The following is a 21,944-nucleotide window of genomic DNA, read 5'->3' as shown; positions in this document are numbered from 1 at the left end:
CCCCGAGGAGGGTCATAGTGGGAGCGACAAAGGCGGTCACCGACGCGAGCTTCGCCATCGACGTGTTGAAGTCCGACAAGCCGGTGCTCGTCGACTTCTGGGCGGAGTGGTGCGCACCGTGCCGTAAGGTCTCGCCGCTGCTGGAGGAGATCGCCGGCGAGATGGGCGACCAGATCAGCATCGTCAAGCTCAACATCGACGAGAACCCGGAGACGGCGCGCGCGTACCGGGTGATGTCGGTGCCGACCCTGACCGTGTTCAAGAACGGCGAGCCGGTCCAGTCGATCGCCGGCGCCAAGCCGAAGGGCGAGCTGGTCAAGCTGATCCAGTCCGCGCTCTGACCGACGCGGCGCGAAACCCCGTACCCCAACGGGTGCGGGGTTTCGGCTTCCCGGCCGTGACCTGCGCGGACCCTGCCACCTCGGCCGGCCGGACCGCATAACCTCAACCCCGGGGGCGGCCGACGACCGGCCACGCCGCGCCCGGTGGGCGTCGTGTCGCGGCCCCACCTCCCGCAGCGCGGGAGCCGTCGCCGGCGACCGTGCGAAGGGGGCGAGCGTGCGTCCGATCCGACCCGGTGACCGCGGACCGGCGGTGAGCGAGATCCGCGCCGTCCTGACCGGCCTCGACCTGCTCACGCCCGGGTCCTCGGCCGCCGACGAGTTCGACACCGAGACGGAGCGCGCCGTGCGGGCGTTCCAGCAGTCCCGGGGGCTCAGCGTCGACGGACGGGTCGGCGCGGAGACCTGGCGCGCCCTGGACGCCGCCCGCTGGCGGCTCGGCGCGCGCACCCTCTACCACGCGGTGCCGGAGCCGCTGACCGGCGAGGACGTCCGGTCGTTGCAGGAGCGCCTGCTGGAGATGGGATACGACGTGGGCCGCGCCGACGCCGTCTACGGCGTACGCACCTCGCGGGCGGTGGCCCAGTTCCAGCGCGAGATGGGGCTCAAGCCGGACGGCTCCTGCGGCCCGCACACCATGGGCGTGTTGCGCAGGTTGGGGCGGAAGGTGGTGGGTGGCCGGCCGCAGTGGCTACGCGAGTCCGACGCGATCCGGCAGGCCGGCCCGACCCTGGTCGGCCGGACCGTCGTCATCGACCCCGGGCACGGCGGCACCGACCCGGGGGTGGTGGTGCCCGACGGCCCGCTGCGCTGGACCGAGGCCGACCTGGTGTACGACCTGGCCAGTCGGCTGGAGGGGCGGCTCGCGGCGGCCGGCGTGCGGGTGCAGCTCACCCGGGGGCCGGCACCGAAGAGCTGCCTATCGGACCCGGAGCGGGCCCAGCTCGCCAACTCCCTCGGCGCGGACGTGTTCATCTCGCTGCACACCGACGGCCACCCCAACCCCGAGGCGGAGGGGGTGGCGACCTACCACTACGGCACCGACAACGGGGTGACCTCGGCCACCGGCGAGCGGCTGGCCGGGCTGGTGCAGCGGGAGATCGTGGCGCGCACCGGCCTGCGGGACTGCCGTACGCACGCCAAGACGTGGGAGCTGCTGCGGCTGACCCGGATGCCGGCGGTGCGGGTGGAGGTGGGCTACCTGACATCGCCCACAGACCGGGGGCGGCTGGTCGACCCCCGGTTCCGGGACCGGCTGGTCGAGGCGATCGTGGCCGCCGTCCAGCGCATGTACTTCCCGATCGAACGGGACGTCCCGACCGGCTCGATCGACGTGAGCACGCTACGCGCGGCGGTCGCCGCCGGCCGGGTGGGCGCGGGCTGAGGGCACCCGGCACGTCGAGCCGTCAGCCGCCGGTGGAGCGGGTGGCCGGGGCGGGCCGGACCGGTCGGAGCAGGGTCTCCGGGCTCATCGAGCCGAGCAGCTTCTCCAAGGCGTACTCGACGTCGGACTTCCAGCTCAGCGCGGTGCGCAGCTCCAGCCGCAGCCGGGGATAGCGGGGATGCGGGCGGACCGTCTTGAAGCCCACCGACAGGAAGAAGTCGGCGGGGGCCACGCAACTGCCCGCCAGGTCGCCCTCGTCGCCGAACTTGGCGTCCCCGAACGCCTCGATCGCCTTGATGCCGCGCTTGGTGAGGTCCCGGGCGACGCCCTGCACCAGCATCCGGCCGAGCCCGCCGCCGGCGAAGGGTGCGACCACGTGCGCGGTCATCAGCAACGCCGCGTCGGCGGAGACCGGGGAGGTGGGGAACGCCATCGCCCGCGGCACGTAGGCCGGCGGGGCGTACATGACAAATCCGGCAGGCATGCCGTCGACGTACGCGAGCTTGCCGCAGGAGCCCCACTCCAGCAGTGTCTGCGAGACCCAGGCCTCCTTCTCCAGCCCCGGGTCGCCGGCGGCGCACGCCCGGTCGGCCGCTACCGGATCAAGCTCCCAGTAGACGCACTGCCGGCATGGACGAGGCAGGTCTTCCAGGGTGTCGAGGGTCAAGCTGACCAGACGTCGCGACATTGGCGCATCTCCACAATAGGCTCGGAGGCGAGAACGGCGCGGAACGCCGCCGCCATCGGTTCCTCCGACGAGCGATCGTACGCCGCCGGGCGGCCGTACGGGAGGGGACGCGCGAAACACCCCGCAGCGCCCACCCGGGCCTGCCTCGCAGCCACGCGGCCGGTCCGGGATGTGGACGGCCGGCATATGGAAGGGCCGGTACGGGCCGGGAAGGTCTACCATCGGTGGTCTGCGTCCCGCCGCCATGGTCTGCGGTGTCCCGGGTACCCGGGGGCGGGAGCCGCCGACACGCGATCGAGGTGATGTCATGACCGGCACGACGCTCGACGACTACACCGACCGGTACGCCCGGCGCGTCCGGGGCATGACCGCCTCGGAGATCCGCGCGCTGTTCGCGGTGGCCAGCCGGCCGGAGGTGGTCTCCCTCGCCGGCGGCGCGCCCTACATCGCCGCGCTGCCGCTGGACGCGGTGGGCGAGATGCTCGGCCGGCTCGGCTCCGAGCACGGCGTCACCACTCTCCAGTACGGCATCGGGCAGGGCACCCTGGAGCTGCGCGAACGGATCTGCGAGGTGATGGCCCTCTCCGGCATCGACGCGGCGTGCGGGGCCTCCCCGGAGGACGTGGTGGTGACCGTCGGCGGGCAGCAGGCGCTCGACCTGGTGGCCCGGCTCTTCCTGGATCCGGGTGACGTGGTGCTCGCCGAGGGGCCGACCTACGTCGGCGCGCTCGGGGTGTTCCAGGCCGCCCAGGCCCAGGTCGTGCACGTGCCGATGGACGAAGACGGGCTGATCCCTGAGGCGCTGGAGACGGCGGTCGCGGAGCTGGCCCGCGCCGGCCGACGGGTGAAGTTCCTGTACACCATTCCCACGTACCAGAACCCGATGGGCGTGACGCTCAGCGAGGAACGGCGCGAACGGGTCCTCGACATCTGCGAGCGCGCGGGTCTGCTGGTGATCGAGGACGACCCGTACGGGCAGCTCGGTTTCGAGGGCGACGCGCCGCGACCGCTGCGGGCCCGGCGGCGCGACGGGGTCTTCTACCTCAGCACGTTCTCCAAGACCTTCGCCCCGGGGCTGCGGGTGGGCTGGATCCTGGCCCCGCACGCGGTGCGCGACAAACTGGTCATCGCCAGCGAGGCGAACATCCTCTGCCCCAGCGGGTACGCCCAGGCCGCCGTCTCGACCTACCTGGGGACGATGCCGTGGCGCGAGCAGCTCAAGGTGTACCGGGAGGTCTACCGGGAGCGCCGCGACGCCCTGCTGGCCGCGCTGGAAGACCTGATGCCGGCGGGCACCACCTGGACCAGGCCCGGCGGTGGCCTCTTCGTCTGGGCGACCCTGCCCGACGGCCTGGACTCCAAGGCGATGATGCCGCGCGCGATCACGGCCCGGGTGGCCTACGTGCCGGGCACCGGCTTCTACGCCGACGGTGCCGGCACCGGCAACATGCGGCTGAACTTCTCCTTCCCGCCCCCGGAGCGGATCCGGGAGGGGGTGCGCCGGCTGGCCGGCGTGATGGAGCAGGACATCGCCATGCGCCGGGTCTTCGGCGGCACCGTCGGCCGTCCCGGTGTGCGGCGCGGGCAGGCCGGCGCGGACACCCCGGGACCCGACTTGGCATGATTCCGGCATGGCTGCGATCCCTGCCGAGCGAATCACCGTGACCCACCCCGCCAGCACCGCCGAGCTGCACGTGCTGGTGCTCGCCGGTGGGCTCTCCTACGAGCGGGACGTCTCGCTCCGGTCCGGCCGCCGGGTGCTGGACGCGCTCCGCGCCGTCGGCGTGGAGGCGGAGCTGCGGGACGCCGACGTCGCCCTGCTGCCCGCCCTGGTCGCCGACCCGCCGGACGCCGTCGTGATCGCCCTGCACGGCGCGACCGGCGAGGACGGCTCGCTGCGCGGCGTGCTCGACCTCTGCGACGTCCCGTACGTCGGCTGCGACGCCCGCGCGTCCCGCGTCGCCTGGGACAAGCCGTCGGCGAAGGCGGTGCTCCGCGAGGCCGGCATCCCCACCCCGGACTGGGTGGCCCTGCCGCACGATCGCTTCTCCGAGCTGGGCGCGGTGGCGGTGCTGGACCGCATCGTCGACCGGCTCGGGCTGCCGCTGATGGTGAAGCCGGCGCAGGGTGGCTCCGGCCTGGGCGCCGCCGTGGTCCGGGACGCCGCGTCGCTGCCGGCCGCGATGGTCGGTTGTTTCGCGTACGACTCGACGGCGCTGGTCGAGCGGTACGTCCCCGGGATGGACGTGGCGGTGTCGGTGGTCGACCTCGGGGAGGGTGCGCAGGCGCTGCCCGCCGTGGAGATCGTGCCCCGCAACGGCGTGTACGACTACGCGGCCCGATACACAGCCGGCCGGACCACCTGGCACGCCCCCGCCCGGCTCGACCCGGAGGTCGCCGACACGGTGGCCCGGGTGGCCGTGGCGGCCCATACCGCGCTGGGGTTGCGCGACATCTCCCGGGTCGACCTGATCGTGGACGCCGACGGCCAGCCGCACGTGCTGGAGGTCAACGTCTCGCCGGGGATGACCGAGACGTCACTGCTGCCGCTCGCCGTCCAGGCCGCCGGCTTGGACTTCGGTCGGCTGCTCGGGTCCCTGGTGAGCCGGGCCGCCGCCCGGCGCGCCTGACCGCTTCCCCTCGCCGTCCCATCAGGCGGCGTCGGTCGCTTCCTTCCCGCAGGCGCGGCGTCGGGGTCGGGTTACCGGTCGCCCGCCGGCCCACCGGTCGACGGGCCCACTTCGGGCTGATCGATCTCGTCGACCTCCGGCTCCGGAATCTCCTCGGCGGCCTCGATCACGCCGACGCCGTCCTCTTCGTTCGCGGCGGCGGAGGACGCCTGCGCGCCGATGCTCGATGGCGCCTGCCACAGAATGCGGGGCGGCTCGGCCAGCGGACGGCCGCCGAACTCGGCCAGCCAGGCCGCCACCATGGCCAGGTTCTCCCGCCACTGCTGCTCTGAGATGGGCGGGAGGATGGAGTCCCACAGCGACAGGAACGTGCCCCGCAACTGGAGCCGCCCGTACGGCCGGGCCAGGAACCACAGGTGCAGGTGGGCAGAGCCGTCACCCCACCGGTTCACGTGGACCCGGGCGACCCCGTCGAGAGAGCGGATGGCCTTCTCCAGCCGTACCGTCATCACACCCAGCTCGGCGGCGAGGAGGTTGGGCAGGTCGCCCAGGTCGAGGTGGGAGCGGGACTCCAGGATCAGCACCATCGGCAGCCCGGTCGGCCGGTCCATGGCGCGGACCCGCCACCGCTCGCCGACCCAGATGTACGCGTCGTCGGGCGCGGTGCAGGCGGTGCACTCCCGGCTCCCCTCGCCCTTACGCGGGGGTTCCACCGGAACGGGATCCTCAAGGTGCTTGACCCGAAAGTCGCCCTCGAAGGGGAAGGAAGGCCAGGAGGTGAAGTCGGGGACTAAGGGAGGGGTGTCGTGCACGACGCTGACCCTAACCGAGGGAGCAACCTCTGTCCCTACCTGATTCGTCCAGCGCCGGGGTCGGGCCCAGCCCCGGACGGGGGCCGTTCAGACGCCGGGCGGTGATCGGCACGCCGGGAGTCGTTCGATCCCAAGGGCGGCCCCGCAACGTTGTCCACACGTTATCCACAGGCTGCCGAACCCACCACCACCGCCCGTCATCCACAGGCTGACACCCTGTTTCACGCGGGGTTTCACGTGAAACAGGGTGGGGCTGTGGAAAACCGCTGTGGATAACTATGCGTCCCTCGGACGGAAGTTGTGCACAGCCTTCGGTTCCCTCGTTTCTAACGAGTCGACGGGCTGCGCGTCGCTGCCTGGACGCCCGAGACACCGACTGATCCGCCGCTTCCTGGGGGCGCCATCGCCGGACCTCACCCCGATTCGACGGCGCCGGCCCTCACCTCCATTCGACGGCGGCGCGGCCCGGAGATGCCGGAAGCCTGGGGCTCCCGGCCAACGCTGTGCCTTCTCGGCCCACCCGGAGCCGCCACAGGTCCTCATGAGCCCACACCCGGTCATGGAACAGGTCCTTGGCGCGCACGCCTGGGCGGAAGGAGTGGGCCGCCGGACTGAGGGGCCCGTAGCGGCCCGAGTCAGGCCGCGGGGTGTCGGGCTGTGGGTGCGGGGCCCGCAACGATGCAGCGGCCGTCCTGGCTGGCTGCGGCAGCTCGCCAGTGCGAGCGCCAGCCACTCGGATCTCCGCTTCTCGTCGAACTCGTGTGGACGACCCCTGCGGCCCTCGGTTCCCCCCCTTCCGGGTGCGGGCCCCCGTTTCACGTGGAACCGGGCGTCGATGAGCCGTCCGGCGTCAAGACCCGGGCGGCGCGTTTCACGTGGAACAAGAAGTGGTGCGACCTGGCGGTGCGTCGGACGGATCGGCAGGGACGGCTCCCGGGTGCGGCCTCGACGCCTCCGGTCGGCGTGTTTCACGTGGAACCGGCCCAGTGGCACGCCCACAAATCCCGTCCAGGCCAGCATGCCTGTCCGTCCCCCGCTGAGGTCCACCCTTGGGTGAGGTGGGAGGACAGCGGAATCGCCGGGGTGAGCGGTGCGCCCCCGGTGTCGACGAGCGCGCCTCCAGCCCACTGGAGCGAGGGCCGATCCCGCGCCAACCCGGAGAACTCGGAGTCCCGGATAACCAGCGCAGCCCGTCCGGAGAGGACGGGACAGGTTTCACGTGGAACAGGGCGGAGCGCTGCGAGCGCCGTCCCGACATGCGTGGCAGCGCCACGGCGATCGGTTCCCGCCACGCCCTATCGTGTCTCTCCCCCTCGCAGTGGGCCCGGTGGGCGGCGTTGCGCTGAGAGGCGTACCCGCCCGGCGGGCCGCTCCGGCGGCGCGCTGTGCATCCGTCCCAGCCGCGTCGGCCCGGGCCGCCGAGAGGGTTCCGACGAGGGGAGGTCGCGGACGCACCGACGTCGGTCCGCACCCCGCACCCCGGTTGATTTCCGTGGACGCCGTCAGTGGCGATCCGCGATGGGGCCGGGGGATCGACCGGCTCGGAAACGACGTCGGCCGCGTCGTCCTCATCTGGACGGCGCGGCCGGCGACTGACGTGGGCGACTCAGTCCTCGGGATCTTCCTCCTGGACGACCCCGATGATGCCGACGATCCGCTCCAGGTCGTCGACCGTGGCGAACTCAATAGTGATCTTGCCCTTACTCCGGCCTATGTCCACCTTCACCCGGGTGTCGAAGCGATCGGAGAGCCGGTCCGCGAGATCCGTGAGGGCCGGGGCGTGCGGCTTGGTCCGCCGCTTCGCGGCTGGGGCCTTGGCCGGCCCGTCCGCGAGCGCCAGGGCGACGATTTCCTCCGTCGAGCGGACGGAGATCCCCTCGGCGACGATGCGTGCGGCAAGCTGTTCCTGCGCCTGCGCCTCGTCCAGGCTCAGCAGCGCGCGAGCGTGGCCGGCAGAGAGCAATCCTGCGGCTACCCGGCGCTGCACCTGGGCGGGCAGGTTCAGCAACCGGATGGTGTTGGAGATCTGCGGCCGGCTCCGGCCAATCCGCCGGGCCAACTCCTCGTGGGTCGCGCCGAACTCCTCCAGGAGTTGCTGGTACGCGGCGGCCTCCTCCAGCGGGTTGAGGTTGGCCCGGTGAATGTTCTCCAGTAGCGCGTCACGGAGCATGGCGTCGTCGCGGGTGTCCCGGACGATGGCGGGGATGTTCTCCCGGCCGACCGCCTGGGCTGCCCGCCACCGACGCTCGCCCATGACGAGTTCGTACTTCTCGCCATCGAGCGCCCGCACCACGATCGGCTGAAGGAAGCCAACCTCCTGGATGGAGGTCTTCAGCTCCTCCAGGGCCTCCTCGTCGAAGACCTGACGGGGCTGCTTCGGGTTGGGCACGATCGCGTCGACCGGGATCTCAGCGAACCGGGCGCCGGGCACCGGGCTGAGCTGAGGCTCGGAGGGCTGCACGACTGCCGGCGAGGCAATGTCGACTGGTGCCACCGCAGGGGTCGGGGCGAGCACCTCGCCGGCGTCGGGCATCGCCGTCATCGCCTCGGCGGGCTGGACCGGACCGGTGGGGATCAGCGCCCCGAGCCCTCGACCCAGACCACCCCGAGGACGGTTCTTCATACGACGCCTCCCAGCGACTCGTCCGCACTACGCATTCCGGCTCACCGGCTCCTTGACCCCACGCTCGGCGATCTCCTGGGCGGCCTCGAAGTAACTCGTCGCCCCCCGTGAACCGGGATCGTAGGTCATGACCGACTGGCCGTAGCTCGGCGCCTCGGAGACTCGCACGTTCCGGGGGATCACCGCCTGGAGGACCTTGTCGCCGAAGTGGTTCCGGACATCCTGCTCCACGGCGTCGGCGAGTCGGGTACGCCGGTCGTACATGGTGAGCAGGATGGTGGAGACCTCAAGCCTGGGGTTGAGGTGCTGGCGGACCAGGTTGATGTTATTGATCAACTGGTTCAGGCCCTCCAACGCGTAGTACTCGCACTGAATGGGGATCAGCACCTCCTGCGCGGCCACCAACGCGTTGACGGTGAGTAGGCCGAGCGATGGCGGGCAGTCGATGAAGACGTAGTCGAAGTGGCCGGGGTAGGCGTCGATCGCCCGGGACAGCCGCGACTCGCGCGCCACCACAGACACCAACTCGATCTCGGCACCCGCCAGGTCGATCGTGGCCGGCACGCACCACAGGTTGGGGATACCTTCGACGCCCTGAGCCACCTCCTCCAGGGGGACGCTGTTGATCAGGCAGTCGTAGACGTCCGGCACGCCGGTGTGGTGCGGGACGTTCAGCCCGGTCGACGCGTTGCCCTGCGGGTCGAGGTCGACCACGAGGACCCGGTTGCCGTGCAGGGCGAGCGCCACCGCCAGGTTCACCGTGGTCGTGGTCTTCCCCACGCCGCCCTTCTGGTTGGCGACGCACATCACCCGGGGGCGTTCCGGACGGGGCATGGTCACCTCGCCACTCGGATTAAGGATCTGCACGGCGCGCATAGCCTCCATAGCCAACGGTGGGTCATCCTCTTCGCGCGTCGGGGTTTCACGTGAAACGTACGCGGCATCCGCCGGATCGGCCTCATAGGCCCCGGCCGGCAGGGCCGGCGTGTCGGCAGAAACAGCGGCCACCGGGGCCGCATCGGGCACCGCGTACGGTGCGGGTTGCTGGGGCAGGGCGGAGGTGAGCCGATGCGGCGACTCGACGCGAACGGGGAGCCCCGTGTCGGAACGTTCGACTACCGGGGATCCGGGGTGACTGCCACTGCCGTAGACCGTCCCGGACGCCTGCGCCCGGGGAGTGGTAACGCCTGTGCCGGCGGTGGAGACATCGCGGCGCGACGCGGGATCGCGGTCGGCCGGATGCGCCGCCGCGCCTCGGGGATCGCCGGGCCAGCCGTGCTCGTCGGTTTCACGTGAAACGGGGTCCGCCGCGAAACGCTCTCCGCGACCGTTCACCGGTGGATCGTCGTACCTGCCGTCGTCATGCACCTGTCATCCCTACCCGCTCCGGATGGTCGGTCCGCACCCCGTCGTCTTGGCCACGCTCGTTAGCACCACGGAGCGTACGGCCCGGCGGGAGCGGCCGGGACCCCCTCGGGGCCAGATGCCGCCCGCTCCACACTATCGACGCGCGGTCAGCCTACGGCGGACGGGCGCGGCCGGTCCACGTCGGGTTTCCAGGCCGGCGTGGACCCGCACCCGTATAAACGACCCGACCTGCGGCGGGAGGCCGGCGCGATAAGAGAAAGCCGATTCAGCGGCCCCGGCGGCGTCCGCCGGCCGAGCGCTTCGCCGCCGACTTGACGCGGGGCTGGTTCACCACCCGCTCGCGCACGATCTCCACCACCGTCGCCGGCGGCTCGATGATGCCGACTCCGCAGCGCTGCACGGTCGGCTCACCCCCACCCAGCTTCGCGACGGCCCCGGCGTGCTCCGCGATCTCGTCGGCGGCGGACGCACCCTTCAAAGCCACCAGCCGCCCGCCGCGCACCGTCAGCGGCAGGCACCAGGCGGCGAGCCGGTCGAGCGGGGCCACGGCGCGGGCGGTGACGATGTCCGCGCTGAAGGGACCGACCCCGGTGGAGCCGGTGGCCGCCTCCTCGGCCCGCCCCCGGAAGACCCGCACCGACTTCGCCAGGCCCAGCTCCTCGACCACCTCGACGAGGAACGAGGTACGTCGGGCCAGCGGCTCGACCAGCGTGACGGTCAGGTCGGGCCGCGCGATGGCCAATACCAGCCCGGGCAGCCCGGCACCCGACCCGACGTCGAGCACCGACGCGTCCGGCGGGATCCGTTCGGCCACGGCGGCGCAGTTGAGCAGGTGCCGGTCCCAGATCCGCGGTGCTTCCCGCGGACCGATGAGGCCACGGACCACCCCGTCGGTGGCGAGCAGTTCCGCGTACGCGGCGGCGAGTTCCAGCCGATCGCCGAAGAGGGTCCGGGCGGCCTCCGCCAACTCCGGCGGCAGCGTCGCGACGGTCGGACCCGGTGCCTTTCCGACCACAGGTGCCGACGGGTGCTCGGGACCCGGTGCCGTCACGCAGGGAGACGACGCGGCATCGGCGTCGGGTGCCATGGCGGGTACTTCGTCGGCCTGTCCCGGCTGGACAGGCGACGGCCCGGGCGGCATGCCACCCGGGCCGGACACGGCGGAAGCCGTGGTGTCGTCGCGTGTCACCGAATCAGTCCGCCGGCCGGACGACGATGCGGCGGTTCGGCTCGACGCCCTCGGACTCGCTCTCCACACCGCTCATCGCGTTGACGACGTCGTGGACGCACTTGCGCTCGAACGCGGACATCGGTTCGAGCCGCACCGGCTCCCCGTACTCCTTGACCTTCTCCACCGCGTTCCTGGCGACGGCGGCCAGCTCCTTGCGCCGGGTGGCGCGGTACCCGCCGACGTCGAGCAGCAGCCGGCTCGGGGTACCGGTCTGCCGGAACACCGCCAGCCGGGCCAACTCCTGGAGCGCCTCCAGGGTGGCCCCGCGCTGCCCGACCAGGTTCTGCAGCCGACCGCCGACCACCTCGACGACCGGGCGCCCGCCGGACACCAGCTCGTCGATGTCCCCGTCGTAGTCGAGAATGTCGAGCAGTCCTTCGACGTAGTCCGCCGCGATCTCGCTCTGCCGGAACAGCTCGCTCTCGGCCGGCACTTTCTTCTCCCGCACGGCGGCCCCGGTGTCGGCCTCCTCCGCCTCCGTGTCGTCGGTGGCCTCGATCGGCGTGCTCTCCTCGTCCACTGACTTGTCAGCGCTGGGGATGCTGGTCTCGGTCACGGTCTCATCTCCGTACTCGCTCGGCCGGACCGTCGGGTCCGCTGGTTCCCCGGGGCCGGCGGGAGATCGCCGGTGCCCACGGGCACGTCTGTACGGGCGGCTGTCGCCCGCGACCACGCTGCGCGCGGCGGGATCGGCCCGGCGCTGCCCCACGGGCGGCTGCCAAGGGCCTGGTTCCGTCCGCGCCGGGTCGGCGCGGACGGGAAGGCGTCAGCCCTGGCGCTTGGCCGGGCGGCTCTTCTTCGGGTTGGCCGGCTTGGAGCCCGGCTTCGGGCCAGCGACCTTCGGCGCGGCCGGGGTCTGCTTGGCCGGGGCCGGTGCGGCCTTGCGGCCGAACAGGCCGGTGGCCCTGGCCGGCTGGACCGGGCTGCCGGGCTTGGCACCGGTGTGGCCCGGGGTGGGCGGCGGCGGGTACTTACGCAGCACCCACTGCTGCTGGCCGAGGGTGAACAGGTTGTTCGTGACCCAGTAGATGATCACACCGATCGGGAAGATCGCGCCGGAGACGAGCAGTGACAGCGGGATGCCGTAGAGCATCAGGCGCTGGATCATCTTCTGCTGCGGGTCCTCCGCCCAGCCCGTCTTGAGGATCATCTGGCGGCTGGTGAGGTAGGTGGTGCCCATCATCACCAGGACCAGGATGCCGGCGATCACCTTCACGGTGGTGCCGTTGGCCCCGAGGCGGGCCAGCTCGTCGGCGGTCGAGCCGAACTTGCCGGCGATCGGGGCGGTGAAGAGGTTGGCCCTTGAGGCGCTGTCGAACTGGTCGACCGCCCAGCCGTAGAGGGTCTTCTTGTCCTCCGACTTGAACGGGTCGAGGCGGCGCAGCACGTGGAAGAGGCCGAGGAAGACCGGGATCTGGAGGAACATCGGAAGGCAGCCCATGAGCGGGTTGGCCTTTTCCTTCCGGTAGAGCTCCATCATTTCCTTCTGGAGCGTCTCCCGGTCACCCTTGTGCTTCTCCTGGAGCTCCTTCACCCTGGGCTGGAGCGCCTGCATGGCCCGCTGGGACTTGATCTGTTTGACGAAGACCGGGAACAGGATCACCCGCACGGTGACCACCAGGAAGACGATGGCCAGGATCCAGGCCCAGTTCGTCCCGATCACCGCGTCGACCGGCACTCCGATGGCGTCCCAGGCTGAGTGCCAGGTCAGCAGGATCCACGAGATCGCGTAGTAGATCCAGTCCAGACTGAACAATTCTCAGACTCCAGTCACTTCGGCACGGCGGCGACCGCCCGGCTCGGGCACCGGGTCGTGTCCACCAGGGTGAAAGGGGTGGCAGCGCAACAACCGTCGGACCGTCAGGCCGGCCCCCCGGATCGCGCCGTGCCGGGCCACGGCCTCAAGGGCGTACGCACTGCACGACGGGTAGAACCGACAGCGGGCCGGCAGCGCCGGGCTTATCCAACGACGGTACGCGATGATGGGCCGGCTCAGCACCCGGGCACCCAGGCTCGTCGGGCGTGACGCGGCGGAATCCCTGCTCATCGGGGCCGTCGCCCCCGGGGGGTACGGGCTGCGGCGACAGCCGCGTCGAGGTCGGCCCCGAGCCGGGCGTACGACGCCTCGGCCGCAGCCGGGAGCGCGCGTACGACCAGGGTGCTGCCCTCGGGCAAGGCCGTGAGCCGCTCGCGGACCAGATGCCGGAGCCGGCGCCGGACCGTGTTACGGACGACGGCTGGGCCGACGGCCTTGGACACGACGAAGCCGGCGCGGGTCGGTGCGGAGGTGTTCTCCGCACCGGTGGCCCGCGCCGGCTCCGTCGAGGTGCCCGTTGGTGTCCCCGGTGTGGCGGGCAGGGTCAGGTGGACGACGACCACGCCACGGCCGGCCCGGCGGCCAGCCCGGACCGCTGCGGCGAAGTCGCTGCTGCGCCGCAGTCGTTGCGCGGCCGCCAGCACGACTGCCCACGTCCCCCGGACCGGCCCCGGTCGGCCTCAGGCCGACAGGCGGGCGCGGCCCTTGGCGCGACGGGTCGAGAGGATGGCGCGGCCGGCCCGGGTGCGCATGCGCAGCCGGAAGCCGTGGGTCTTCGCGCGCCGGCGGTTGTTCGGCTGGTAGGTGCGCTTGCTCACGTCAGGCTCTCCGTTTTCGTACGCCCCGGGCGCAGGACCGCCGGGGTCGTGTGGTGGTCCAGGCCACCTAGGCGGTGGCCCCCGATCGGTGCTGCCCGGCGGCGCGGGACCTCGGCGATGAGAGGGAGGCGACCGCGGACAGCAAGCACGCACCACCCTAGCAGAGGGCGGCAGAGCAGCCGCTCCAGCCTACGCAGAGGGACAATGAGCGTCAAACGTCTCGCCAGGGCCCCGCAAGCCCGCTGACCACGACCGAAGCGCTGCTTTTCACTGATGTCGCCAAGGGCGCCACCGCGTCGACGGTTGAAGGCCCCGCCCCCACGCTGTTAGCGTGCCCGTTTGCGGTCGGCGTCGTCGCCCCGTCATCGTCGGGCAAGACGGTGTCGTCGTCGAGCAAGACTGGCTCGGGCAAGACCCGACCAGGCAGTGAATCGTTCGGCACGGTGAAACCCGCTTCAGCGCGCCCGTCCAGACAGGGGGCAGGTCCCACCCGCCTCGGGCGGGGGGCCACAATCGGTCAGTACACACAGGCTGTGGATAACTTGTGGATGACGGCCGGTGAGTCGTCCGGCTGGACCACAGCGGCGGTCGGGAGCAGAAGCGAGGGGGGTGGCACGACGGTGGCCGGTACGACCGACCTAGCCGCGGTGTGGACGGCGACCACGGACGAACTCGCCGACGAGATCATCTCCGCGCAGCAGCGCGCGTACCTGCGACTCACCCGGCTCCGCGCGATCGTGGAGGACACCGCGCTGCTCTCCGTGCCGGACGCCTTCACCCGCGACGTGATCGAGTCCCGGCTGCGACCGGCCATCACCGAGGCGCTGACCCGGCGACTGGGCCGCCCGATCCAGGTGGCGGTGACCGTCCGGGTCGCCGAGGACCCCTCGGGCCGCCCCGCCGGCACGGTCTACCGCAGCACCCCGGAGGCCGGCCCGGGCGAACAGCCCACGCTCGACGCGGCCGTGGGTTTCGACACCCCGCCGGTGTTCGACCCGCGCCGCTACGACGGGTCCGGGGTCAACCGGCACGAACCCGAGCTGATCTTTCCTGTTCCGGCCTACCCTGGCCGCGCCGAGCCGGACAGCGCCGACCACGCCCGGCCGCCCCACCCGGACCGCGACGGTGCCGCCGGGCAGCCCGAGCGCGGGGGGGCGGAGCCGGGGCCGGAGGGGGCGCCGCTCTCGGTCGAGGACGAGCACCGGCCGGGACTCATCCCGACCGCCCGGGAGACCCAGGAGCCCCTGTTCGGCTCCGCCTTCGCCGAGCCGCTGCTGCCGGGCTCGGACCGGCGCGGCTTCGAGGAGCAGCCCCGGATCGAGGCCGCCGGCGCAGCCCGGCCCTTCGAGCCCCGGTACTCGGCCGGTGCCGGGCCGGTCCCCCAGCGGCTGCCGCGCGACGGCGGCACGGACAGCGGGCCGGGTCGCAGTGGCATGAATCACCGCCCGGGTGGCCGGGACGACCGCCGGGTCCCCGGCGGCGTGGAGACCGGCGGGAACCGGCTCAACCCGAAGTACATGTTCGAGACGTTCGTCATCGGCTCGTCCAACCGGTTCGCGCACGCCGCGTCCGTCGCGGTCGCCGAGTCTCCGGCGAAGGCGTACAACCCGCTGTTCATCTACGGCAGCTCCGGGCTCGGCAAGACCCACCTGCTGCACGCCATCGGCCACTACGCCACGACGCTGGGCAACGCCCGCTCGGTCCGGTACGTCTCGACCGAGGAGTTCACCAACGACTTCATCAACTCGGTACGCGACGACAAGACGAGCGCGTTCCAGCGTCGCTACCGCGACGTCGACATCCTGCTGATCGACGACATCCAGTTCCTGGAGAACCGCGAGCGGACCCAGGAGGAGTTCTTCCACACCTTCAACACCCTGCACAACGCCAACAAGCAGATCGTGGTCACCTCCGACCGGTCGCCGAAGCAGCTCGCGACGCTGGAGGATCGGCTGCGGACCCGGTTCGAGTGGGGGCTGCTGGCCGACATCCAGCCGCCCGACCTGGAGACCCGGATCGCGATCCTGCAGAAGAAGGCGGCCCAGGAGCGGCTCTACGCGCCGCCGGACGTGCTGGAGTTCATCGCGTCCCGGGTGTCGAACTCGATCCGGGAACTGGAGGGGGCGCTGATCCGGGTCACCGCGTTCGCCAGCCTCACCCGGTCGACCGTCGAGCTGTCGCTGGCCGAGGAGGTGCTGCGGGACTTCATCCCCGACGGCGCCGGCCCGGAAATCACCGCCGACCAGATCATGGTTTCCACCGCCGACTACTTCGGGGTCAGCCTGGAGGACCTGCGCGGGCACTCCCGCTCCCGGGTGCTGGTCAACGCGCGTCAGGTGGCCATGTACCTGTGCCGGGAGCTGACCGACCTGTCCCTGCCCCGGATCGGGCAGGCATTCGGCGGCCGGGACCACACGACGGTCATGCACGCCGACCGGAAGATCCGCCAGCAGATGGCGGAGCGTCGCTCGCTCTACAACCAGATCGCCGAGCTGACCAACCGGATCAAGCAGACCACCTAGCCGTACTCCGCCGCGCCCGCAGGGACGGGCGTAGCGGAGTACGGCTACCGACGCCCGGCCGACCACGGCCGGGCGTTCTCTACGTCTCGGGGGCGTTCTCACGCCCCGGAAAGCGGCAGAAGCCTCGGGTCCACCAGTGGCTGACTCGAAGTCCACCACCGGGGGCTGACAGGTGACCCCGGTCACTTTCGGCCCCCCGGGCCGTCGTCCACAGGCCGGCCGGGTCGCCTCGCGTTGACCCTCGACCCGGTGCAGCCCCCAGGATCGGGGCGTGCCCACTCACCTTGTCCACACGTTGTCCACAACCGGTTGTCCACCGACGGTGGACAACTACGGTCCGTCCGAGCCCGATTACCCACAGGCTGTGGACAAACCCTGGGGACGACGCTGTGGACGGCTGGGGACGGCTGGGGACAACCCGCCCGGTTACCCACAGGACGAGGGTCACCTGTGAGCTCCCTGTTGAAGGTTCTGGGGACAACGACGGAAAGGCCGGCGCGCCCCGTCCACAGGACTGGGGAGAAAGTCGGTGGATAACCGGTGGATAACCGGTGGACGGCGGTGGACAACTCGGTGGATCGGGCGGCCTGTGGATGACCGGGGCGGTTTCACCCCGGGTTCTCCACAGGCTAACCACCGGTACATAACGTGGTTGACCTGCGCAGACATGGGTTTTCCACAGTTTGCACAGGTGCTACGAAGACGACGAGTTTGTTCTTCTATGAGAACAAAAACCAATCATCACCGTTGGACTTCCTGTGGATCGGGCCGGAACGGCCGGAGACAGTCGCTCCGGCACCGGCGCGATTCACGGGGTCGGGCGCACAGCCGATGCCCGCGCGCCCTAAGGTGCGATGGGTACCCGCACGGTCGGGCGGGACTTTGGGCAGCGGTCGGCATGAGAGAGTTGTCGCTGACGTCGACGCGGAGGCATTGATGAAGTTCCGAGTGGAGCGCGACGCGCTCGCCGAGGCCGTGGCGTGGACCGCAAAGAGCCTGCCCAACCGGCCGTCCGTGCCGGTGCTCGCCGGCGTGATGCTCCGGGTGACCGACGGCAACCTGCAGGTCTCCGGCTTCGACTACGAGGTCTCCAGCCAGGTGACGGTCGAGGTGCAGGGTGATGCCGACGGGGCCGCCCTGGTTTCCGGCCGGTTGCTCGCCGAGATCACCAAGGCGCTCCCCGCGAAGCCGGTGGACATCGCCGCGGTCGGTGCGCACCTGGAGCTGGTCTGTGGAAGCGCGCGGTTCACCCTGCCCACCATGCCGGTGGAGGACTACCCGGCCCTGCCTGACATGCCGGAGAGCGCCGGCACGGTCGACGCCGCCGCGTTCGCCTCGGCCGTCGCCCAGGTCGCCGTGGCCGCCGGCCGGGACGAAACGCTGCCGATGATGACCGGCGTCCGTATCGAGCTGTCCGGCGGCAACCTGGCCATGCTCGCCACCGACCGGTACCGTCTCGCCCTGCGCGAGATGGAGTGGCACCCGGACGACCCCGAGGTGAGCATCAACGCCCTGGTGCCGGCCCGGACCCTGAACGACACCGCCAAGGCCCTCGGCCCGCTCGGCGGTCAGGTGACGATGGCGCTGTCGCAGGGCGCGGCGGGCGAGGGCATGATCGGCTTCTCCGGCGGCACCCGGCGCACCACCAGCCGGCTGCTCGACGGCGCCAACTACCCGCCGGTGCGCTCGCTCTTCCCCGCCAGCCACAACGCGGAGGCCCGCCTGGCGGTGAGCACCCTCATCGAGGTCGTGAAGCGGGTGGCGCTGGTCGCCGAGCGCACCACCCCCGTGCTGCTCAGCTTCAGCTCCGACGGCCTTGTCGTGGAGGCCGGCGGCACCGAGGAGGCGCGGGCCAGCGAGGCGATGGAGGCCACCTTCACCGGCGACCCGCTGACCATCGGCTTCAACCCGCAGTACCTCATCGACGGTCTGGCCAACCTCGGCGCCCAGTTCGCGCTGCTCTCGTTCGTCGACGCCTTCAAGCCGGCAGTGATTTCGCCCGCCGGCGAGGATGGCGAGGTAATCCCTGGGTACCGGTACCTCATCATGCCGATTCGCGTCTCCCGCTGATCGCGCATCCCGACCCAGACGCAGCGGAGGTAGGAACACATGCAGCTCGGCCTGGTAGGACTCGGCCGGATGGGTGGCAACATGCGCGAGCGGTTGCGCGCCGCCGGCCACGAGGTGATCGGCTACGACCGCAACGCCGACCGCAGTGACGTCGCGAGCATGGCTGAGCTGGCGGAGAAGCTCGACGCCCCACGGGCGATCTGGGTGATGGTTCCGGCCGGCGTCACCGACACCACCATCGACGCCCTCGCCGAGATGCTGGGTGCGGGCGACATCCTCATCGACGGCGGAAACTCGCGGTTCAGCGACGACGCCCCCCGGGCCGAACGGCTCGCCGAGCACGGCATCGGGTACCTCGACGTCGGTGTCTCCGGCGGCGTCTGGGGCAAGGAGAACGGGTACGGCCTGATGGTCGGCGGCGCGCAGGAGCACGTCGACCGACTGATGCCCATCTTCGAGGCGCTCAAGCCGGCCGGCGAGTTCGGCTTCGTGCACGCCGGCCCGGTCGGCGCAGGCCACTACGCCAAGATGGTGCACAACGGCATCGAGTACGGCCTCATGCACGCCTACGCCGAGGGCTACGAGCTGCTGACCAAGTCCGAGATGGTCACCAACGTGCCGGGCGTGTTCAAGTCCTGGCGCGAGGGCACCGTGGTCCAGTCCTGGCTGCTCGACCTGCTCGACCGGGCACTGGACGAGGACCCGGACCTGTCCGACCTGAGCGGCTACACCGAGGACACCGGCGAGGGCCGGTGGACCGTCGACGAGGCCATTCGCCTGGCCGTGCCGCTGAACGTCATCGCGGCCTCGCTGTTCGCCCGGTTCACCTCCCGGCAGGACGACTCGCCCGCGATGAAGGCCGTCGCCGCGCTGCGCCAGCAGTTCGGTGGCCACGCCGTTCACAAGCGCTGAGCGGCGTTCGCAGCCCGTGTACGTCCGCCGGCTCGAACTGGTCGACTTCCGTTCCTACGAGCGGGTCGGCGTCGACCTTGAGCCCGGCCCCAACATCCTGATCGGCGCCAACGGCACCGGCAAGACCAACCTCGTCGAGGCGCTCGGTTACGTGGCGACCCTGGACTCGCACCGGGTCGCCACGGACGCCCCGCTGGTACGGCTGGGCGCCACGTCCGCCGTGATCCGCTGCGCGGTGGTGCACGACGGCCGGGAACTGCTGGTCGAGCTGGAGATCGTCCCGGGCAAGGCCAACCGGGCCCGGCTGGGGCGCTCACCGGCCCGGCGGGCCCGCGACGTTCTCGGCGCGCTGCGGCTGGTGCTCTTTGCCCCGGAGGATCTGGAACTCGTCCGTGGCGATCCGGCGGAGCGCCGCCGCTACCTCGACGACCTGCTGGTCAGCCGGCAACCCCGGTACGCCGGGGTGCGCGCCGACTACGAGCGGGTGATCAAACAGCGCAACGCCCTGCTGCGCACCTCGTATCTGGCCCGCAAGACCGGCGGGACGCGCGGCGGGGACCTGTCGACCCTCGCCGTCTGGGACACCCATTTGGCCCGGCACGGGGCCGAACTGCTCGCCGGCAGGCTGGAGCTGGTCGCCGCGCTCGGCCCGCACGTCACCAAGGCGTACGACGCGGTCGCCGCCGACAGGGGCGCGGCGGGGATCGCGTACCGACCGTCGGTGGAGCTGACCGACCCGGTGGCGGACCGGGCGGCGCTGGCCGAGGCGCTGCTCGCGGCACTGGCGGAGTCCCGGTCCGCCGAGGTGGAACGCGGCACCACTCTGGTCGGGCCGCACCGCGACGACCTGGCCCTCACCCTCGGCCCGCTGCCCGCCAAGGGGTACGCCAGCCACGGCGAGTCCTGGTCGTTTGCCCTGGCCCTGCGGCTGGCCGGGTACGATCTGCTCCGCTGCGACGGTGTCGAGCCGGTGCTGGTGCTCGACGACGTCTTCGCCGAGCTCGACGCGGGCCGCCGGGAGCGGCTGGCGGGGCTGGTCGGCGGGGCGAGCCAGCTGCTGGTGACCTGTGCCGTGGACGACGACGTGCCGGCCGCCCTGCGCGGCGTCCGGTACCAGGTGGGCGAGGGGGCGGTGCGCCGTGCCGGATGAGCGGGAGCTGCCGCCGGCCCGGCTCGGGCCCCGTACCCCCGCAGAGGGATCTGGCGGCCCTGCGGCCCTGCGTGGCGACGGCGCACGCCGCGGCGGAGGACGCGACGCCGGGCGGGCGGCCGACGGGGCCGGGCGGGCGGACGGCCCGGCCGCCGATGGTGGCGGCGACCCACCCACCGGGTCAGCCGGGCCGGAGCTGGCCCGGGCGGTACTGGACGCCGCGAAGGCCCGGCGCGCGGCGGCGACCAAGACCCGCCGGCGCAGCGTGGTATCGGGCGACGGCGAGGGCGGCCGGCGGCTGCGCGGCTACTCCGGCCCCGGGCCGGACCCCCGCGACCCGCAGCCGTTGGGCGTCGTGCTGGGCCGGCTGATGAAGGCGCGCGGCTGGGAGCAGCCGGCGGCCGAGGCGACGGTGTTCGGCGCGTGGGAGCGGGTTGTCGGCCCCGAGGTCGCGCAGAACAGCCGCCCGGTGAAGCTGGAGAACGGTGAGCTGACCGTCGAAGCCCGGTCCACCGCGTGGGCGACGCAGCTGCGACTGCTCGCCGCCTCCCTGCTCCGGCAGATCGCCAGCGAGGTGGGCCACAACGTGGTGCGCAAGTTGCACATCCACGGTCCGGCCGCGCCGTCCTGGTCCCGGGGGCCGCGCCGGGTTCGGGGCCGAGGCCCCCGCGACACCTATGGCTGACCCCGGCCGAGTCGCCCGGGCTGGCCGCGCACAACTTGGCACCCGGTCCGGCACCAAGCCGCGCCCGGCCCGGCGCTTGCCGCGCGATGTCGCCGACGTGGCGGTCTCCGGGCGGCCGGGGCACCGCCACGTCGGCGAGCCGGGTTCGAGCACGCAGGACGCAGGCTGACCATGCGCCGGGCGGGAGCGTTCCGGTGGGGCCGGTGGGCTACTGGGTGGGCACCCGGTCAGGCATCGGCGTAGACGGCGAAGCCCCGGTCGGCGCAGCGGCGGTAGAAGGCTGCCAGCACGCCCAGTTCGGCGCAGGTGAAGTCCCACTGCGGCGGGTCGCCGTTCTCGTCGCGCAGCGCGTCCAGGCGGGTGTCGAGCCAGCGTAGCTGCTGCTCGGCGAGGCGACCGTCGGCGAGCAGCCCGCGCAGCACGGCGCTGACCGAGTCGAAGGTGACGTTCTCCCCGTGTGGGCGATGCCCGGCCACGAAGCGTTCGATCCCACCGGCGATCCAGGCGCAGCCGTCGGGGTCGATCACCGGGTCCTCGTCCTCGGCGGCGGCCTCCGTGGCGTAGAGCACATTCTCCAGCCCGAGCAGCAGGTCGACCAGTTCCGTGTAGGCGGTCGCCCGGACCGTGCCGGTCTTGGCGATGTGTTCCGCGAGGGCCGCCGTCGGCGCGGAGATTCGCGGCAAATCGACGATCTCGCCGAAATCGACGAACTCGGCCGGTGCGACCGGGTCGTAGAAGCGGCCGGTCCGCGGCCAGTGCACCGCGACGTTGTCCAGCCCCATCTGGCGTCACCCCTTGAGAGCACGTGTCGAAGCGTTCGGGTCGATCGTCCGGTTCCGACCGGAAAAGATCAAGACCAGCCACGCTGGGCGCCGCAAACCTACGCCCACTCCC

At 71.9% G+C, this 21,944-nt stretch carries 20 protein-coding genes; 9 read left to right on the top strand and 11 right to left on the bottom strand.

Translation table 11 applies throughout. The features are described 5' to 3' along the window. Positions 1-17: 17 nt before the first annotated feature. Together trxA and E1258_RS02405 are read left to right on the top strand one after the other, a co-directional pair. Positions 18-341 (top strand): thioredoxin, encoded by a 324-nt coding sequence (trxA, locus tag E1258_RS02410; protein ID WP_132396380.1) that lies wholly within the window; start codon positions 18-20, stop codon positions 339-341. 217 nt (positions 342-558) lie between these two features. Beyond that, positions 559-1,725, top strand: a complete 1,167-nt coding sequence (locus tag E1258_RS02405) for an N-acetylmuramoyl-L-alanine amidase (RefSeq protein ID WP_132396379.1) — start codon at positions 559-561, stop codon at positions 1,723-1,725. Positions 1,726-1,747: 22 nt separating this feature from the next. On the opposite strand, the gene E1258_RS02400 is transcribed toward E1258_RS02405, so the two are convergent. After that, a complete protein-coding gene (locus tag E1258_RS02400) occupies positions 1,748-2,413 on the bottom strand; it encodes a GNAT family N-acetyltransferase (RefSeq protein WP_132396377.1) in 666 nt (221 codons plus the stop codon). 307 nt (positions 2,414-2,720) lie between these two features. Between E1258_RS02400 and E1258_RS02395 the strand changes: the two genes are divergently transcribed. Continuing rightward, positions 2,721-4,037 carry a PLP-dependent aminotransferase family protein gene (locus tag E1258_RS02395; protein ID WP_132396375.1) on the top strand — a complete coding sequence of 439 codons (1,317 nt, stop codon included), beginning with the start codon at positions 2,721-2,723 and terminating at the stop codon, positions 4,035-4,037. 7 nt (positions 4,038-4,044) lie between these two features. After that, positions 4,045-5,043 carry a D-alanine--D-alanine ligase gene (locus tag E1258_RS02390; RefSeq protein WP_132396373.1) on the top strand — a complete coding sequence of 333 codons (999 nt, stop codon included), beginning with the start codon at positions 4,045-4,047 and terminating at the stop codon, positions 5,041-5,043. Between the two features lie 71 nt (positions 5,044-5,114). Here the strand turns inward: E1258_RS02390 and E1258_RS02385 are convergent, their stop codons facing one another. The 9 genes from E1258_RS02385 to rpmH form a co-directional block, all read right to left on the bottom strand. Continuing rightward, on the bottom strand, positions 5,115-5,756 hold the full coding sequence (locus tag E1258_RS02385; protein WP_371688553.1) for a hypothetical protein: 642 nt from the start codon (positions 5,754-5,756) through the stop codon (positions 5,115-5,117). A 1,705-nt stretch (positions 5,757-7,461) separates the two neighbouring features. Next, complete coding sequence (locus E1258_RS02380) at positions 7,462-8,478, bottom strand: ParB/RepB/Spo0J family partition protein (RefSeq protein WP_007073817.1); 1,017 nt, start codon at positions 8,476-8,478, stop codon at positions 7,462-7,464. Positions 8,479-8,505: 27 nt separating this feature from the next. Next, complete coding sequence (locus tag E1258_RS35520) at positions 8,506-9,846, bottom strand: ParA family protein (RefSeq protein ID WP_132396371.1); 1,341 nt, start codon at positions 9,844-9,846, stop codon at positions 8,506-8,508. Positions 9,847-10,111: 265 nt separating this feature from the next. Continuing rightward, complete coding sequence (gene rsmG, locus E1258_RS02370) at positions 10,112-10,987, bottom strand: 16S rRNA (guanine(527)-N(7))-methyltransferase RsmG (RefSeq protein WP_371688555.1); 876 nt, start codon at positions 10,985-10,987, stop codon at positions 10,112-10,114. A gap of 52 nt (positions 10,988-11,039) precedes the next feature. Then, entirely contained in the window at positions 11,040-11,633 is a 594-nt protein-coding gene (locus E1258_RS02365) for a R3H domain-containing nucleic acid-binding protein (protein ID WP_132396369.1), read from the bottom strand. A 210-nt stretch (positions 11,634-11,843) separates the two neighbouring features. Continuing rightward, positions 11,844-12,833 carry a membrane protein insertase YidC gene (yidC, locus tag E1258_RS02360; RefSeq protein ID WP_132396368.1) on the bottom strand — a complete coding sequence of 330 codons (990 nt, stop codon included), beginning with the start codon at positions 12,831-12,833 and terminating at the stop codon, positions 11,844-11,846. Between the two features lie 3 nt (positions 12,834-12,836). Further along, a complete protein-coding gene (gene yidD / locus E1258_RS02355; RefSeq protein ID WP_132396367.1) occupies positions 12,837-13,124 on the bottom strand; it encodes a membrane protein insertion efficiency factor YidD in 288 nt (95 codons plus the stop codon). Next, the gene (rnpA, locus tag E1258_RS02350; protein ID WP_132396366.1) at positions 13,121-13,537 is read right to left on the bottom strand and encodes a ribonuclease P protein component; all 417 of its coding nucleotides are present in this window, start codon (positions 13,535-13,537) and stop codon (positions 13,121-13,123) included. The genes yidD and rnpA overlap by 4 nt, the downstream gene beginning before the upstream one ends. Before the next feature lie 36 nt (positions 13,538-13,573). Then, the gene (rpmH, locus tag E1258_RS02345) at positions 13,574-13,711 is read right to left on the bottom strand and encodes a 50S ribosomal protein L34 (protein WP_007073824.1); all 138 of its coding nucleotides are present in this window, start codon (positions 13,709-13,711) and stop codon (positions 13,574-13,576) included. Between the two features lie 548 nt (positions 13,712-14,259). Between rpmH and dnaA the strand changes: the two genes are divergently transcribed. The 5 genes from dnaA (at position 14,260) to E1258_RS02320 (ending at position 21,050) form a co-directional block, all read left to right on the top strand. Continuing rightward, a complete protein-coding gene (gene dnaA, locus E1258_RS02340) occupies positions 14,260-16,233 on the top strand; it encodes a chromosomal replication initiator protein DnaA (RefSeq protein ID WP_243715126.1) in 1,974 nt (657 codons plus the stop codon). Positions 16,234-17,169: 936 nt separating this feature from the next. Next, positions 17,170-18,303 (top strand): DNA polymerase III subunit beta, encoded by a 1,134-nt coding sequence (dnaN, locus tag E1258_RS02335; protein WP_132396364.1) that lies wholly within the window; start codon positions 17,170-17,172, stop codon positions 18,301-18,303. A 39-nt stretch (positions 18,304-18,342) separates the two neighbouring features. Continuing rightward, positions 18,343-19,215 carry a phosphogluconate dehydrogenase (NAD(+)-dependent, decarboxylating) gene (gene gnd / locus E1258_RS02330; protein WP_007073827.1) on the top strand — a complete coding sequence of 291 codons (873 nt, stop codon included), beginning with the start codon at positions 18,343-18,345 and terminating at the stop codon, positions 19,213-19,215. A gap of 16 nt (positions 19,216-19,231) precedes the next feature. Next, on the top strand, positions 19,232-20,365 hold the full coding sequence (gene recF / locus E1258_RS02325) for a DNA replication/repair protein RecF (RefSeq protein WP_132396412.1): 1,134 nt from the start codon (positions 19,232-19,234) through the stop codon (positions 20,363-20,365). A 67-nt stretch (positions 20,366-20,432) separates the two neighbouring features. Then, entirely contained in the window at positions 20,433-21,050 is a 618-nt protein-coding gene (locus E1258_RS02320) for a DUF721 domain-containing protein (protein ID WP_371688554.1), read from the top strand. Positions 21,051-21,277: 227 nt separating this feature from the next. Here the strand turns inward: E1258_RS02320 and E1258_RS02315 are convergent, their stop codons facing one another. Beyond that, the gene (locus E1258_RS02315) at positions 21,278-21,832 is read right to left on the bottom strand and encodes a hypothetical protein (RefSeq protein WP_132396362.1); all 555 of its coding nucleotides are present in this window, start codon (positions 21,830-21,832) and stop codon (positions 21,278-21,280) included. Between the last annotated feature and the right edge of the window lie 112 nt (positions 21,833-21,944).

This window comes from Micromonospora sp. KC207 (genome assembly GCF_004348615.1).
Lineage (GTDB): Bacteria > Actinomycetota > Actinomycetes > Mycobacteriales > Micromonosporaceae > Micromonospora.
The sequence above is the reverse complement of the archived record's forward strand: the minus strand, read 5'-3'. Positions and strand labels throughout refer to the sequence as shown.

Excerpts from the sequence above, each read along its gene's own strand:
- dnaA (WP_243715126.1), top strand. The coding sequence starts at position 14,260 with ATGACGGCCGGTGAGTCGTCCGGCTGGACCACAGCGGCGGTCGGGAGC.
- E1258_RS02400 (WP_132396377.1), bottom strand. The coding sequence starts at position 2,413 with ATGTCGCGACGTCTGGTCAGCTTGACCCTCGACACCCTGGAAGACCTG.
- gnd (WP_007073827.1), top strand. The coding sequence starts at position 18,343 with ATGCAGCTCGGCCTGGTAGGACTCGGCCGGATGGGTGGCAACATGCGC.
- E1258_RS02380 (WP_007073817.1), bottom strand. The coding sequence starts at position 8,478 with ATGAAGAACCGTCCTCGGGGTGGTCTGGGTCGAGGGCTCGGGGCGCTG.
- E1258_RS02390 (WP_132396373.1), top strand. The coding sequence starts at position 4,045 with ATGGCTGCGATCCCTGCCGAGCGAATCACCGTGACCCACCCCGCCAGC.
- yidD (WP_132396367.1), bottom strand. The coding sequence starts at position 13,124 with ATGAGCAGGGATTCCGCCGCGTCACGCCCGACGAGCCTGGGTGCCCGG.
- E1258_RS02395 (WP_132396375.1), top strand. The coding sequence starts at position 2,721 with ATGACCGGCACGACGCTCGACGACTACACCGACCGGTACGCCCGGCGC.
- dnaN (WP_132396364.1), top strand. The coding sequence starts at position 17,170 with ATGAAGTTCCGAGTGGAGCGCGACGCGCTCGCCGAGGCCGTGGCGTGG.
- E1258_RS02315 (WP_132396362.1), bottom strand. The coding sequence starts at position 21,832 with ATGGGGCTGGACAACGTCGCGGTGCACTGGCCGCGGACCGGCCGCTTC.
- rsmG (WP_371688555.1), bottom strand. The coding sequence starts at position 10,987 with ATGCCGCCCGGGCCGTCGCCTGTCCAGCCGGGACAGGCCGACGAAGTA.